Origin of the sequence: Kitasatospora sp. NPDC051984 (assembly GCF_044593455.1) — a bacterium.
Classification (GTDB): Bacteria; Actinomycetota; Actinomycetes; order Streptomycetales; family Streptomycetaceae; genus Kitasatospora.
The window spans coordinates 645,641-659,635 of record NZ_JBIUCB010000001.1 but is presented as its reverse complement, the minus strand read 5'-3'; the positions used below and the strand labels follow the sequence as shown (position 1 = coordinate 659,635).

The 13,995-nt window shown below is 70.1% G+C and carries 15 protein-coding genes; 11 read left to right on the top strand and 4 right to left on the bottom strand.

Annotated elements, in window-relative coordinates; all coding sequences use genetic code 11:
• Positions 1 to 163 precede the first annotated feature (163 nt).
• Entirely contained in the window at positions 164 to 1,357 is a 1,194-nt protein-coding gene (locus tag ACIHEI_RS03020) for an NADP-dependent malic enzyme (RefSeq protein WP_396605380.1), read from the bottom strand.
• A 660-nt stretch (positions 1,358 to 2,017) separates the two neighbouring features.
• Here ACIHEI_RS03020 and ACIHEI_RS03015 point away from each other — a divergent pair.
• The 5 genes from ACIHEI_RS03015 (at position 2,018) to ACIHEI_RS02995 (ending at position 6,647) form a co-directional block, all read left to right on the top strand.
• Positions 2,018 to 2,887 (top strand): ABC transporter substrate-binding protein, encoded by an 870-nt coding sequence (locus ACIHEI_RS03015; protein WP_396605379.1) that lies wholly within the window; start codon positions 2,018 to 2,020, stop codon positions 2,885 to 2,887.
• 303 nt (positions 2,888 to 3,190) lie between these two features.
• On the top strand, positions 3,191 to 4,132 hold the full coding sequence (locus ACIHEI_RS03010; RefSeq protein ID WP_387637399.1) for an ABC transporter substrate-binding protein: 942 nt from the start codon (positions 3,191 to 3,193) through the stop codon (positions 4,130 to 4,132).
• A gap of 34 nt (positions 4,133 to 4,166) precedes the next feature.
• On the top strand, positions 4,167 to 5,141 hold the full coding sequence (locus ACIHEI_RS03005) for an amino acid ABC transporter permease (RefSeq protein ID WP_387637401.1): 975 nt from the start codon (positions 4,167 to 4,169) through the stop codon (positions 5,139 to 5,141).
• A 35-nt stretch (positions 5,142 to 5,176) separates the two neighbouring features.
• Complete coding sequence (locus ACIHEI_RS03000) at positions 5,177 to 5,929, top strand: amino acid ABC transporter ATP-binding protein (protein ID WP_387865668.1); 753 nt, start codon at positions 5,177 to 5,179, stop codon at positions 5,927 to 5,929.
• Positions 5,930 to 6,053: 124 nt separating this feature from the next.
• A complete protein-coding gene (locus ACIHEI_RS02995) occupies positions 6,054 to 6,647 on the top strand; it encodes a CGNR zinc finger domain-containing protein (RefSeq protein WP_396605378.1) in 594 nt (197 codons plus the stop codon).
• Between the two features lie 7 nt (positions 6,648 to 6,654).
• Here ACIHEI_RS02995 and sodX read toward each other — a convergent pair whose 3' ends face one another.
• The gene (gene sodX, locus ACIHEI_RS02990; RefSeq protein ID WP_396605377.1) at positions 6,655 to 7,062 is read right to left on the bottom strand and encodes a nickel-type superoxide dismutase maturation protease; all 408 of its coding nucleotides are present in this window, start codon (positions 7,060 to 7,062) and stop codon (positions 6,655 to 6,657) included.
• A gap of 105 nt (positions 7,063 to 7,167) precedes the next feature.
• Between sodX and sodN the strand changes: the two genes are divergently transcribed.
• The 4 genes from sodN to ACIHEI_RS02970 all read left to right on the top strand — a co-directional run bounded on the left by sodN (position 7,168) and on the right by ACIHEI_RS02970 (position 9,850).
• On the top strand, positions 7,168 to 7,563 hold the full coding sequence (sodN, locus tag ACIHEI_RS02985) for a superoxide dismutase, Ni (protein WP_073814350.1): 396 nt from the start codon (positions 7,168 to 7,170) through the stop codon (positions 7,561 to 7,563).
• A gap of 209 nt (positions 7,564 to 7,772) precedes the next feature.
• Complete coding sequence (locus tag ACIHEI_RS02980) at positions 7,773 to 8,252, top strand: GNAT family N-acetyltransferase (protein WP_396605493.1); 480 nt, start codon at positions 7,773 to 7,775, stop codon at positions 8,250 to 8,252.
• Between the two features lie 172 nt (positions 8,253 to 8,424).
• On the top strand, positions 8,425 to 8,838 hold the full coding sequence (locus tag ACIHEI_RS02975; RefSeq protein WP_387637409.1) for an anti-sigma regulatory factor: 414 nt from the start codon (positions 8,425 to 8,427) through the stop codon (positions 8,836 to 8,838).
• Between the two features lie 37 nt (positions 8,839 to 8,875).
• Positions 8,876 to 9,850, top strand: a complete 975-nt coding sequence (locus ACIHEI_RS02970; RefSeq protein WP_387637411.1) for an RNA polymerase sigma factor SigF — start codon at positions 8,876 to 8,878, stop codon at positions 9,848 to 9,850.
• Between the two features lie 73 nt (positions 9,851 to 9,923).
• Here the strand turns inward: ACIHEI_RS02970 and ACIHEI_RS02965 are convergent, their stop codons facing one another.
• A complete protein-coding gene (locus ACIHEI_RS02965) occupies positions 9,924 to 10,343 on the bottom strand; it encodes a hypothetical protein (RefSeq protein WP_396605376.1) in 420 nt (139 codons plus the stop codon).
• 51 nt (positions 10,344 to 10,394) lie between these two features.
• Between ACIHEI_RS02965 and ACIHEI_RS02960 the strand changes: the two genes are divergently transcribed.
• Together ACIHEI_RS02960 and ACIHEI_RS02955 are read left to right on the top strand one after the other, a co-directional pair.
• A complete protein-coding gene (locus tag ACIHEI_RS02960) occupies positions 10,395 to 11,366 on the top strand; it encodes a diacylglycerol/lipid kinase family protein (protein WP_392950603.1) in 972 nt (323 codons plus the stop codon).
• Positions 11,367 to 11,706: 340 nt separating this feature from the next.
• The gene (locus ACIHEI_RS02955; RefSeq protein ID WP_014138019.1) at positions 11,707 to 11,958 is read left to right on the top strand and encodes a WhiB family transcriptional regulator; all 252 of its coding nucleotides are present in this window, start codon (positions 11,707 to 11,709) and stop codon (positions 11,956 to 11,958) included.
• 336 nt (positions 11,959 to 12,294) lie between these two features.
• Here ACIHEI_RS02955 and ACIHEI_RS02950 read toward each other — a convergent pair whose 3' ends face one another.
• Positions 12,295 to 13,815, bottom strand: a complete 1,521-nt coding sequence (locus ACIHEI_RS02950) for a sensor histidine kinase (protein ID WP_392950600.1) — start codon at positions 13,813 to 13,815, stop codon at positions 12,295 to 12,297.
• Positions 13,816 to 13,995: the final 180 nt, after the last annotated feature.

Sequence of the window (13,995 nt, the reverse complement as noted above, 5' to 3'; positions counted from 1 at the left end):
CTGCGCGGAGGGGAACGCACCACGTCCGCAAGGTCGCGACGCAGGGCAATGGCTTGCACTTGATCGCGACCTTGCGGACGTGACGTGCGCTTGTCGCGCAGTTCCCCGCGCCCCTGATTTCGCGCCCATCCGCTCGCGCAGGTCTCCCCACGCCCTCGTGGTACTAGATGCGCGCGAGACCCTCCGCCTTCGCCGCGTCAGCGACCGCGCGGGTGACCGCCGGGGCGACTCGCTCGTCGAAGGGGGACGGGATGACCTTCTGCGGGGTCAGCTCGTCGGCGACGACGCCCGCCAGGGCCTTCGCGGCGGCGAGCTTCATGCCCTCGGAGATCCGGCTGGCCCGGACCGACAGCGCGCCGGCGAAGATGCCGGGGAAGGCAAGCACGTTGTTGATCTGGTTCGGGAAGTCGGAGCGCCCGGTGGCGACGACCGCCGCGTAGCGGTGCGCGACCTCGGGGTGGATCTCCGGGGTGGGGTTGGCCATCGCGAAGATGAAGCAGCCGGGCGCCATGGAGGCGACGGCCTCCTCGGGGACGGTGCCGCCGGAGACGCCGATGAAGACGTCCGCGCCGTTCAGGGCGTCCACGAGGCTGCCCTTCAGGCCGGTGCGGTTGGTGAGCGCGGCGATCTCCGCCTTGGCGTCGGTCAGGTCGCCGCGGCCCTCGTGGACCACGCCGCGGCGGTCGCAGACGGCGACGTCGCCGATGCCGGCGGCGACCAGCATCTTGGCGATCGCGATGCCGGCGGCGCCGGCGCCGGAGATGACGGCCCGCAGGTCGCCGATCTCGCGGCCGGTGACCTTGGCGGCGTTCCACAGGGCGGCGGTGCTGACGATCGCGGTGCCGTGCTGGTCGTCGTGAAAGACCGGGATGTCGAGCCGCTCCTGGAGCTGCTTCTCGATCTCGAAGCAGCGGGGGGCGGAGATGTCCTCCAGGTTGATGCCGCCGAAGGACGGGGCCATCCGGACCACGGTCTCGACGATCTCGTCGACCTCGGTGCAGGCGAGCGCGATCGGCACCGCGTCGACGCCGGCGAACTGCTTGAACAGGATGGCCTTGCCCTCCATGACGGGCAGCGAGGCCTCGGGGCCGATGTCGCCGAGGCCGAGCACCGCGGTACCGTCGGTGACGACGGCGACGGTGTTGGCCTTCCAGGTGTAGTCGTTGACCAGCTCGGGCTTCTCCGCGATCGCGGTGCAGACGCGGGCGACGCCGGGGGTGTAGGCGAGGGACAGATCGTCCGCGTCGCGCACCGGGACGGTGGCCCGGATCTCCATCTTGCCGCCGCGGTGCAGCGCGAAGACGGCGTCGACCGGGTCGGCCGTGCTCTGGGTATCGGTGATGATCTCCGCTGCCACAATGACCTCTTCGTCATATCAGCGAAGGCGCGCTTCCGACGGACTTCGACCCGTTCGCGCGCCGATGCGCGAAGACGGGCACGCCGTCGGTGGCGTACCCGTGGCCGGGTCGGGGCGCTGCCGTCGGGCGGGCGCCCTCGGGTGAGGGTTTTCGGTGTTCTGCGCTTTCGTCGGGACACCGGCTTCGCAACATGTACCGGGTCCGTCTTGTTCCGCGTGGCCCCCGATAGCGAGGGGTCCGCAGGCACTCGCAGGAGTGAACGCAGACACGCAAGGGAGCTGGTGCTTCGGATACGGAGCCGGTGACGGCTTCCGTTCCTGCGCACCCCCGGCCCTGTGGCGAACCGGCGGTCTGAGTTCTGCGTCGGGGGTCACCCGATAGCAGATTCTGACACACCCGCCACCGGGATCGTCCGGGTGGGATGGCAGTATCCGGAGTTCGACCACCGTTGTCCGGACGTTCCCACGCCTTTCCGCTCCGCGTCCGGAGGCCCGCCCGCGCCCGGTCGCGCACACCCGCGCACCGGCGCCGGCCCGCGCCACCTCTCCACAGGAGGATCCCTCATGTCGTTCGCCACCCACCCCTCCGCTCCCTCGGCGAGACCGCAGGAAGGACCGCATGCAAGACCGCGTGCAGGTCAGCGGCTCGGCCTCGCCGCGGTGGCCGGTTCACTGCTGCTGGCGGCCTGCACCAGCACGTCCTCCTCGGGGGATTCCGCGGCCCCCGACCTGCACGGGCAGCTGCCCGACCCGGTGCGCAGTGCGGGGGTGCTGCGGGTCGGCACCGACCTGGGCTACGCGCCGATCGGGTTCAAGAACGCCGAGGGCAAGCCGGACGGCCTGGACGTCGATCTGGCGAACGCGCTGGGCCGCGCGCTGGGCGTGCGGGTGGAGTTCAACCAGGTGCCGTTCGACCGGCTGTTCCTGGGGCTGCAGGGCCGCGAGTTCGACGTGGTGATGTCGGGGATGACCGACAACCTGCAGCGCCGGGACGGCACCGACGCCAAGGGCATGAAGATGAACTCCGGCGTGGACTTCATCGACTACTTCGTCACCGGCACCTCGATCGTGGTGGCCAAGGGCAATCCGCAGAAGATCGCCACCCTGGACGACCTGTGCGGGCGGACGGTGGCTCTCCAGCGCAGCACTGTGCAGGCGGCGCTGGCCGAGCGTCAGGTCCCGGTGTGCGAGAAGACCCGCAAGAAGCTGACGGTGCAGCAGACCGACACCGACGACCAGGCGCTCGCGCTGGTGGCGCAGGGCAAGGCGGTCGCCGACCTGAGTGACACGCCCGCGGCGGCGTACGCGGCGCAGCAGGGGCGCGCGGGTGCGCAGTTCCAGGTGGTGGGCGAGCAGATGCAGCCGGGTCCGTACGGGATCGTGCTGTCCAAGGAGGACACCGCGCTGCGGGACACCTTGGCGAAGGCACTCGACCGGGTGATCCGCAGTGGTGAGTACGAAAAGATCCTTTCGAAGTGGGGTCTGACCGCGGGTGCGGCGCAGAACGCGGTGGTGAACGGCGGCTTCTAGGGCCGCGTGTGGGACGGGGCCCGGGGCCGGTGGCGGTCCTGGGCCCCGACAGCCCATGGGTGCATACTTATGCACAATGTGACATGGCCAGGCGAATAGTCCGAATAGCGGACACATGGTGGTCCTGTTATCCGATTTTGATCTGATCCGGCGCCTGATCAGGCCTTCACGGTGGCAGGATTCCCACACATCGGATCCACGTGTCACCTCGGCGGAGGGTGGCGAGCACCGACCCCGCTGTATCCCCGCACCGTTCCCCCCAAGCGGCGCTGACCCCGTCCGACTCCCCAGGAGGATCCCCTCATGACCCGTACCCCGCGCACCCGGCTGATCGCCGCGGCCGCCGTCCTCGCCACCGGTTCCCTGCTCCTCACCGCCTGCGGGAGCACCACCAGCAACTCCGGCTCCGGCGGTGGCGCGGGCGCCGCGGCCATACCGACCCAGGTCATCCCGGCCGCCTCCGCCGACCCGGCGCTGGCCGCCCTCCTCCCGGCCGACGTCAAGGCCTCCGGCAAGCTCGTGATCGCCGCGGACGCCTCCTACGCGCCCAACGAGTTCAAGGACGACAAGGGCAACATCGTCGGCATGGACATCGACCTCGGGGTCGCCATCGCCCAGAAGCTCGGCCTGACCGCGGACGTCCAGAACGCCGAGTTCACCGCGATCATCCCGGGCATCTCCTCGAACAAGTACCAGCTCGGCATGAGCTCCTTCACCGACACGAAGGAGCGCGAGAAGACCGTCGACATGGTCACCTACTTCACCGCCGGCTCCGCCGCCGCCGTGAAGAAGGGCAACCCGAACAAGATCGACCCGAAGGACCTGTGCGGCAAGAAGGTCGCCGTGCAGACCGGCACCACCCAGGCCGACGAGGTCAAGGACACCCTGAACCCGGCGTGCGCCAAGGCCGGCAAGCCCGCCATCCCGAACGACGGCGACAAGTTCGTCCTCCAGACGGACGTCACCCAGTCCCTGATGGCCGGCCGCGACCAGGTCATGCTGGCCGACTCCCCGGTCGTCGACTACGCGCTGAAGCAGACCGGCGGCCAGCTGGAGAAGGTCGGCGACACCTACGACTCCGCGCCGTACGGCGTGATCGTCAACAAGGGCACCGAGCTGACCAAGGCCGTCCAGGGCGCGATCACCGCGCTCATCGCCGACGGCACCTACAAGGCCGTCCTCGACAAGTGGGGTGTCGCCGCCGGCGCCGTCACCACCTCCGAGATCAACGCCGCGAAGAGCTGACCCTCCGCCCGCCCGAACCCCTGACGAGGTACACGTGAACAAGACCGACCAGGGGTCGGTGACATCGGGACAGCACCAGGCCATCAAGGCCGTCCCGGTCCGCCACCCCGGACGCTGGGTCGGAGTAGCCGTCATCGCCGTTCTCGCGGCCATGCTGCTCCACGCCCTCCTCACCAACGAGGCGATCAAGTGGGACATCGTCCGCGCGACCCTCACTGATCCCACCGTCGTCCACGGCATCTGGGTGACCCTGGAGCTGACCGTCCTGTCCATGCTGATGGGCGTGGTCGGCGGTGTGCTGCTGGCCGTCATGCGGCTCTCCTCGAACCCGGTGCTCTCCGGGACCGCCTGGGTGTACATCTGGATCTTCCGCGGCACTCCGGTGCTGGTGCAGCTGGTGTTCTGGAACAGCATCGGCGCGCTCTGGCCGACGCTGTCGATCGGCATCCCGTTCGGCCCGTCGTTCTGGTCCGAGAGCTCCAACACCCTGATCCCGGTGTTCACCGCCGCGCTGCTCGGCCTCGGCCTGAACGAGGCCGCGTACATGGCGGAGATCGTCCGGGCCGGCATCCAGTCGGTGGACGAGGGACAGACCGAGGCGGCGCACGCGCTCGGCATGTCCAAGCTGGCCACCATGCGCCGGATCGTGCTGCCGCAGGCGATGCGGGTGATCATCCCGCCGACCGGCAACGAGACCATCTCGATGCTGAAGACCACCTCGCTGGTCCAGGTGATCGCGCTGGTCGAGCTGTTCACCGCCGGCCACGACATCTACGCCCGCACCTTCCAGACCATCCCGGTGCTGATCGCCGTCTCCATGTACTACCTGCTGATGACCTCGATCCTGACGGTCATCCAGTACTACATCGAGCGGCACTACGCCCGGGGCGCCAACCGGACGCTGCCGCCCACCCCGATCCAGCGCGTGCAGGCCATGTTCGCGGGCAAGTCCGCCCCGAAGGCCGCCCCCGCGGACACCGAGGTGCCGGGCGGAGGGAGCCACGCATGACCGACCTGACCAAGCCGCAGGCCACCGACCAGCCGATGGTCAAGGCCGAGGGCGTGCACAAGTCGTACGGCCAGGTCGAGGTGCTCAAGGGCATCGACCTGGAGGTGAAGCAGAACGAGGTGTTCTGCCTGGTCGGCCCGTCCGGCTCCGGCAAGTCCACCTTCCTGCGCTGCATCAACCACCTGGAGCAGATCAACGCCGGCCGGCTGTACGTCGACGGCGAACTGGTCGGCTACCGGCAGCGCGGCGACCGGCTGTACGAGCTGAAGGACCGCGAGGTCGCGCTGAAGCGCCAGGACATCGGCATGGTGTTCCAGCGGTTCAACCTGTTCCCGCACATGACCGCGCTGGAGAACGTCATAGAGGCGCCGGTGCAGGTCAAGAAGGAGAACCGGGCGGCCGCCAAGGAGCGGGCCATGGTCCTGCTGGAGCGGGTCGGGCTGGCCAGTAAGGCCGGCAACTACCCCACCCAGCTCTCCGGCGGTCAGCAGCAGCGGGTGGCGATCGCCCGGGCGCTGGCCATGCAGCCCAAGCTGATGCTGTTCGACGAGCCCACCTCGGCGCTCGACCCCGAACTGGTCGGCGAGGTGCTGGACGTCATGCGCGGCCTGGCCGAGGAGGGCATGACGATGATCGTGGTCACCCACGAGATGGGCTTCGCCCGCGAGGTCGGCGACGCCCTGGTGTTCATGGACGGCGGTGTGGTGGTCGAGTCCGGCCACCCGCGCGAGGTGCTCACCAACCCGCAGCACGAGCGCACCCGGGCGTTCCTGTCCAAGGTGCTCTGACCCGCTGCACTCCCCCGGTGCCCGCCGCACGCCCCACATGCGGCGGGCACCGGCATGTCCGCCCACCGGCCTGTAATACCCTGGAGGCAGTAGACCCGTTACATCCCGCCTCGGAAGGACCCCCGTGGATCTCGCCTCGTACGCCGACTTCGCCGTCCGGCTGGTCAACAGCGAGGAGCCGGGCCGCGGCACCGACGGCCTCACCTCGGTGGACGCCGTCCGGGCCCTGTTCGGCAGCACCTCCGCCCGGGCCTCCGCGCTCGCCGACGAGTCCGACCTCCCCAGGCTGCGCGGCGTCCGCACCCGGCTGCGCGGCGTCTTCGAGGCCGCCGCCGAGGGCGAGGACGTCCGCGCCGTCAACCTGCTGAACAGCCTGATGGTGGAGTACCCCGTCAGCCCGCTGGTCTCCGGCCACGACGACCTGGACGACACCGGCCGCCCCAACTGGCACCTGCACCTGGCCGACAACGCGCCCACCGCGGCCGCCAACTACGCCGCCGTCGCCTGCATGGGGCTGGCCATCCACCTCACCGAGCTCGGCGTCGACCGGCTCGGCATCTGCCAGGCCTCGCCCTGCCGCAACGCCTACCTGGACACCTCCACCAACCGCTCCCGCCGCTACTGCTCGGACCGCTGCGCCACCCGCGCCAACGTGGCCGCCTACCGGGCCCGCAAGCGCCAGGAGGCGCAGCGCGCACTGGCCGCCGCCCAAGCCTGAGACAACATCAGAGCTCCGTCTCCACCGGCGCGCTGACGCCCAGCCGCTCGGCCAGCCACGCCGGGCGGCCGCGCAGCGCGCGCTCCAGGCCGCGCCCCGGCGCCAGCCAGGCCGGCCGGGGCGCCAGCCGCAGCAGTACCCGGCCGAGCACCAACTCGTCCGGCACCGCGCCGTATTCGCGGCTGTCGGTGTGCACCAGCGGGTTGTCGGAGAGCATCCACCAGCCGCCCGGCCGGCGGCCCGCGGCCCGCTTCACCACCAGCAGATTCTGCTGCAGTGGGTGCCTGAACAGCGCGATCGCGCCCGGCCGCAGCGGGGCGCCGTAGCGCACCAGCACCCGGTCCCCGTCGGACAGCAGCCGGCGCATCGACGGTCCGGCGATGTCGGCCACGCCGAGCGGTGTCCCATATCGCACGATTTATGACTCCTTCTTTTGCCCTAGGCCCCCGGGGCGACGGCGAATTCGGCTCGCCGTGAGGGTAATGTCGGGCCCGGGAAGACGATCTAAGGAAGGACCCCCATGTTCTCTCGTCTGTTTGCTCCGCGGGTCACCGCCCACGCGCACTGTGACCTGCCCTGCGGCGTGTACGACCCCGCCCAGGCCCGCATCGAGGCCGAGTCGGTGAAGGCCACTCAGGAGAAGTACCAGGCCAACGAGGACGCCGAGTTCCGCGCTCGTGCGATCGTCATCAAGGAGGAGCGCGCCGAGCTGGTCAAGCACCACCTCTCGGTGCTGCACACCGACTACTTCAAGGCCCCGCACTTCGAGGCCTACCCGGGCCTGCACGACCTGTTCAACCGTGCCGGCAAGGCCGCTTCGGCCGCCAAGGCGTCCACCGACCCGGCGACCGGCCAGGCCCTGCTGGACCTGATCGCCGAGATCGACGGGATCTTCTGGGAGACCAAGAAGGCCTGACGCCACGCCAGTTGCGTCTGCCGGAACCCGGCCGCCACCGCCCCCGCCCCGGGGCCCCGGCGGTCGGGTTCCGCATTTCCGGGCCCCGACCCTGCCCCGGCCCGGCCCGGCCCGGCCCGGGGTTTTCCCAGGTTTCTCCCGGGCATACAGCAATTTCCCGGCCTCTGGGGCTTTCCGGAAGGAGGGGGGAGATGAGTACGCTCGATCGTATGATCCGCACCGCGACTCCCGCCGACGTTCCCGTCATCCACGCCATGATCCGCGAGCTCGCCGACTACGAGAAGGCCCTGCACGAGGCCCGGGCCACCGAGGAGCAGCTGCACGACGCGCTGTTCGGCGAGCACCCCGCCCTGTTCGGCCTGATCGCCGAGGACGAGTCGGGCGTGCCGGCCGGTTTCGCGCTGTGGTTCCGCAACTTCTCGACCTGGCGCGGCACTCATGGCATTTATCTGGAAGACCTGTACGTCTCCCCCGACAAGCGCGGTGGGGGCCACGGCAAGGCGCTGCTCACCGAATTGGCCCGGATCTGCGTGGACCGCGGCTATCACCGGCTGGAGTGGTCGGTGCTGGACTGGAACGAGCCGTCGATCGGCTTCTACAAGTCGCTGGGCGCCGTCCCGATGGACGAGTGGACGGTCTTCCGGCTCACCGACGACGCGCTCACCGAGCTGGGTTCCACGCCCCGCTGAGGGCAGCGCATTTCGAACACCGGTCCCTCGTTCCCGTGACGGTGGACGGAGATCACGACAGACCGGCCCCGGGCGCGGTAACGTCTCGGGGCACAAGGCAGTTGAACCGATGCCAATGGTGGTGCCGGGGCCTCCGGCCCCCCAAGCACCGAGCGCCACCCAGGAGGTGAGGGTGTCCCAGATCGACAGCGAGCCCGGAGTGAAGGACTTCGTTGAGGTCCGCCTGCCTGCGGCGGGCGCCTACCTCTCGGTGCTGCGGACGGCCACGGCCGGCCTCGCGGCACGGCTGGACTTCACCCTGGACGAGATCGAGGATCTCCGCATCGCAGTGGACGAGGCCTGCGCGATCCTGCTCCAACAGGCCGTTCCGGGCTCGATCCTGAGCTGCGAGTTCCGCCTGGTCGGGGACGCGTTGCGGGTCACCGTGTCCGCCCCGACCACCGACGGGCGGGCCCCGGAACGGGACACCTTCGCCTGGACGGTGCTCTCCGCACTGGCCGGCGAGGTGGACTCCACGGTGGCCGCGGACAACACCGTCTCCATCAGCCTGCACAAGAAGCGCGGCGGGTCGCCGGGCCAGCCGTAGGTAGTGACGTGTTCTCGGAACGGAACGGGTGATCGCCGTGAGTGATCTGGACCGCACAGTTGCCGTCGTACCTCCGCAGGCCAGCGTTGCCCGCACCGCCACCCCTGACGAAGCCCTCCCGAAGGACCCCAGCCGGATGAGCCAGCCGACCGACCCGAAGCCCGAGCGGCCCGCGGCCGAGCCCGAGGAGGGCGGCCCGGCGGCCGCCGCCGAGGCCGTCCGCTCGACCGTCCCGGCACAGGGGCACCGCAGCGGCGCGCCCGACCGCGAGGCGGCCCGGGCCCTGTTCGTGCGGCTGTCCGAGCTGCCGGAGGGGTCGGCGGAGCGGGTGGAGATCCGCAACCAGCTGGTCCGGATGCACATCCCGCTGGTCGAGCACCTGGCCCGCCGGTTCCGCAATCGCGGCGAGCCGCTGGACGACCTGACCCAGGTCGCCACCATCGGCCTGATCAAGTCGGTGGACCGCTTCGACCACGAGCGCGGCGTCGAGTTCTCCACCTACGCGACGCCCACCATCGTCGGCGAGATCAAGCGCCACTTCCGCGACAAGGGCTGGGCGGTGCGGGTGCCGCGCCGGCTGCAGGAGCTGCGGCTGTCGCTGACCACGGCGACCAGCGAGCTGTCCCAGCGGCACGGCCGCTCCCCCACGGTGCACGAGCTGGCCGAGCACCTGGGCATCTCCGAGGAGGACGTGCTGGAGGGCCTGGAGTCCGCCAACGCGTACTCCACGCTGTCCCTGGACGTGCCGGACAGCGACGACGAGTCGCCGGCCGTCGCGGACACCCTGGGCGCCACGGACGAGGCCCTGGAGGGCGTCGAGTACCGCGAGTCGCTGAAGCCGCTGCTGGCCCAACTCCCGCCCCGGGAGCAGAAGATCCTGGTGCTGAGGTTCTTCCGGAACATGACGCAGTCGCAGATCGCGGCCGAGGTCGGCATCTCCCAGATGCACGTCTCCCGGCTGCTGGCCCGCACCCTGGCGCAGCTACGCGAAAAGCTGCTGGTCGAGGAGTAACCACCCCTCGCACGTACGCCGCAGGGCCCGCACCCGATCCCGGGGACGGGCCCTGCGCCGTGCGTAGGGGCGGCTACTGCTCGCCGTAGAGCACCGCGGTGACCCGCGGGTTGAGCAGCGCGACGATGCCGGCCAGGCCGATCAGCGCGACCGCGGCGCCGACGGCGACCATGCCGCCGCCGGACTGCCACATGTAGTACGCGACCGGCAGGCAGATCGAGTTGGTGAGCACGGCGGGGCTGCGACCCCACTTCTGCCCGCGCAGCAGCGCGCGGCCGGCCAGCAGCGGCAGCAGGCCCATCAGCACGAGCACGGCGCCGCCCATCTCGGCGCGGCCGAAGGCGGCGTCCGAACCGAGGAAGCCGGAGATCAGGTCATAGATTCCCCAACCCGCCATCGCCGCGCCCTCCAGCGCGGTGATGCCCGCGCCGACGAGCAGCGGGACGGGCCGGTCGGGGGCGGTGGTGGTGGCGGGAGCGGATTCAGCGGTCACCGGGCCAGGGTAACGGTCGTCTTACGTCGGACGGGTCGTAGGCTGATCGCCATGCGCGCTCTCCTGGTCGTGAACCCGAAGGCGACCACCACCAGTGGCCGGACCCGGGACGTCCTGATCCATGCCCTGCGCAGCGATCTGAAGCTGGATGTCGCGGAGACCCAGTACCGGGGGCACGCGGGCGATCTGGCCCGGCACGCGGCCGAGGACGGCTCGGTGGACCTGGTGGTGGCGCTGGGCGGCGACGGCACGGTGAACGAGGTCGTGAACGGCCTGCTGGCGCACGGTCCGGGCGAGCGGGTGCCGCGGCTGGCGGTGGTGCCGGGCGGGTCGACCAATGTGTTCGCCCGCGCGCTGGGGCTCCCCAACGATCCGGTGGAGGCCACCGGCGCACTCCTGGACGCGTTGGAGCACCGGCGGGAGCGCGCGATCGGTCTGGGCAAGGCGCTGAGCGCCGGCGAGCCGGACCGCTGGTTCACCTTCACCGCCGGACTGGGGTTCGACGCGGGCGTAGTCGGCCGGGTGGAGCGTCAGCGCCGCGCGGGGCGCAAATCCACTCACGCGCTCTATGTCATGGAGGCGCTGCGGCACTACGTGACCGAGCGTGAGCGCCGCCGTTCGGGCCCGATCTCCCTGGAGATCAACGGCCGGGAACCGGTGCCGGGCATGGTGATGGCCATAGTCTCCAACACCTCTCCGTGGACCTATCTGGGCTCCCGTCCGGTCTTTCCGTCCCCCTCGGCATCGTTCGAAACCGATCTGGACATCTTCGGCATCACTCGAATGACGGCGTTCCGCACCGCCCGGACGGTCCGTCAGATCCTGCGCCCGCAGCCCTCGGCAGAGGACGGCGCACGCCCTGCCGGCCCGACCGGAAAGCATCTCGTCTCCTATCACGACGTCAGACACTTCACCTTGGTTTCACAGGAACCGGTGCCGTTTCAGGTCGACGGGGACCACCTTGGAGACAGGAGTCGCGTCAGTTTCACAGGCGTACGACGGGCACTGCGTGTGATTGTGTGACCAGAAGGGGGTCTTCACCTTGCACTCGAACGTTCGAGCCCCTTCACCCCATAGAAGTACCGCCTGTGAGGTAGGCGACACCGAAGAATCAAAAATTTCTTGCCGAAGGGGGTTGTATCCGGCTTCGAGGTTTGCGAACCTCTACATGGCGATCGGGACACACCGCAGACGACATCGCGGCAGAGTCCCTCGAATCGCCGAACCCCTTCCAGCAAAGACCTCCCGGGCCCGGTGGGCCTTTGGTCCCTTTTGCTGTTACGGGATTCGTGAAAGCGTTCACATTCACAAGCCATACGAGTGAGTCGCGGGCACCGTCCGTGACCGGAGGAGTTGGACGACCATGGACTGGCGCCACCGCGCTGTCTGCCGCGAAGAGGACCCGGAGCTGTTCTTCCCGATCGGGAACACCGGTCCTGCTCTGCTGCAGATCGAGGAAGCCAAGGCCGTGTGCCGCCGTTGCCCCGTCATGGAGCAGTGCCTGCAGTGGGCGCTCGAGACCGGCCAGGACGCCGGCGTCTGGGGCGGCATGAGCGAGGACGAGCGTCGCGCGATGAAGCGCCGCGCCGCCCGCAACCGCGCCCGCACCGCCTGACGCGGCATCAGAAGCAGTACGGATCAACCCACGATCAAGGGTTCGGCCGCATTCGGCCGGCCGAGCCTTCCCGCACGGGCCCCGCTCCAACTGCGGGGCCGACGACGCGAGCCGCCCAGGCACTTGATACTGTTCACTTAGAGCAATATCGTGGACCTGTGGCGCTCACCGTGTGCAACACACGAGGCGAGCGTCGCGCCACCCCAGAGCCCCCGTTCCGGCCGACTCCCCCCGACGGCCGGACCGGGTTGAGAGGCCCTGCCGACCCACCCCCCCCCGGTCGGCAGGGCCTCGTTTCTGTTTCCCCGGGCTGTTCCCGTTGCCCGGGTGCGCCGGTCAGCGGACCGGGATCTCCAGCACCACCTTGGTGCCGCCGCCCGGCACGGCCACCATGTCGAAGGTGCCGCCGAGCTCACCGGTGGCCAGGGTGCGGACGATCTGCAGGCCGAGGTTGCCGGCCTGCTGCGGGTCGAAGCCCTCGGGCATGCCGCGGCCGTCGTCCTGCACGGTGATCAGCAGGTACTCCTCCGGCCGGGCCCCGCTGTTCCAGCTGTCCGACCAGCCCTTGCCGGACACCGGCGCGCGGCCGCGCAGCGCACTCACCTCGACCTTCCCGGAGGCGGACGGGCCGAACGCGTGCTCCAGCGCGTTCTGGGTCAGCTCGGTGAGGATCATCGCCAGCGGAGTGGCCACCTCGGCCGACAGGATGCCGAACGAGCCGCTGCGGCGGGTCGCCACCCGGCCGTCCTGGGACAGCTCCATCACCATCGCCAGCACCCGGTCGGCGATCTCGTCGAACGCCACCTGCTCGTCCAGCGCCTGCGACAGCGTCTCGTGCACGATGGCGATCGAACCGACCCGGCGCACCGCCTCGTCCAGCGCGGCCCGGCCGGCATCCGAGTCCATCCGGCGGGACTGCAGTCGCAGCAGCGCCGCGACCGTCTGCAGATTGTTCTTCACCCGGTGGTGGATCTCCCGGATGGTGGCGTCCTTGGTCATCAACTCGCGGTCGCGGCGCCGGAGTTCGGTGACGTCGCGGCAGAGCACCAGCGAACCGGTGGGCGTCCCCTTGGGCTTCAGCGGGATGGTCCGCAGGGTCACCACGCCGCCCTGCGCCTCCACCTCGGTCTGCCGGGGCGCCCAGCCGCTGGCCATCTTCACCATCGCCTCGTGCACCTTGCCGCGGCTCGGCGGCACCAACTCGGCGGTGGCCTGGCCGAGATGACTGCCGACCAGGTCGGTGGTCAGGCCCAGCCGGTGGTACGCCGACAGCGCGTTCGGGCTGGCGTACGTCACCACGCCCTCCGCGTCCAGCCGGATCAGGCCGTCGCCGACCCGCGGCGCGGCGTCCATGTCGGCCTGCTCGGCGCCCGGGAACGGGAACGTGCCGGCGGCGATCATCTGCGCCAGATCGCTGGCGCTCTGCAGGTAGGTCAGCTCCAGCCGGCTCGGGGTGCGCACCGTCAGCAGGTTGGTGTTCCGGGCGATCACGCCCAGCACCTTGCCGTCCCGTCGCACCGGGATGGACTCCACCCGCACCGGCACCTCCTCCCGCCACTCCGGGTCGCCCTCCCGGACGATCCGCCCCTCGTCGTACGCCGCGTCCAGCAACGGCCGGCGGCCCCGGGGCACCAGGTGGCCGACCATGTCGTCCTGGTACGAGGTCGGTCCGGTGTTGGGCCGCATCTGGGCCACCGAGACGTAGCGGATGCCGTCCCAGGTGGGGATCCACAGCACCAGGTCGGCGAAGGACAGGTCGGAGAGCAGCTGCCACTCCGAGACCAGCAGATGCAGCCACTCCACGTCGGCACCGGTGAGGGTGGTGTGGCGGCGGACGAGTTCGTTCAGCGAGGGCACACCGTGAGGGTATCTCCGACCACTCCGGGGCACGTTGTCCAGACCAATCGACCCGTGCCCCTGGACAACGCAGATTGGTCTAGTCCACAATGAAGGTGCACCAAGGAGAGGCCCCCCGCGCAACTGCCCTGACCGCGCGAGGCCGCTCCTCGGTCGGAGGCGTCGTTCGAGGGTCCCGCA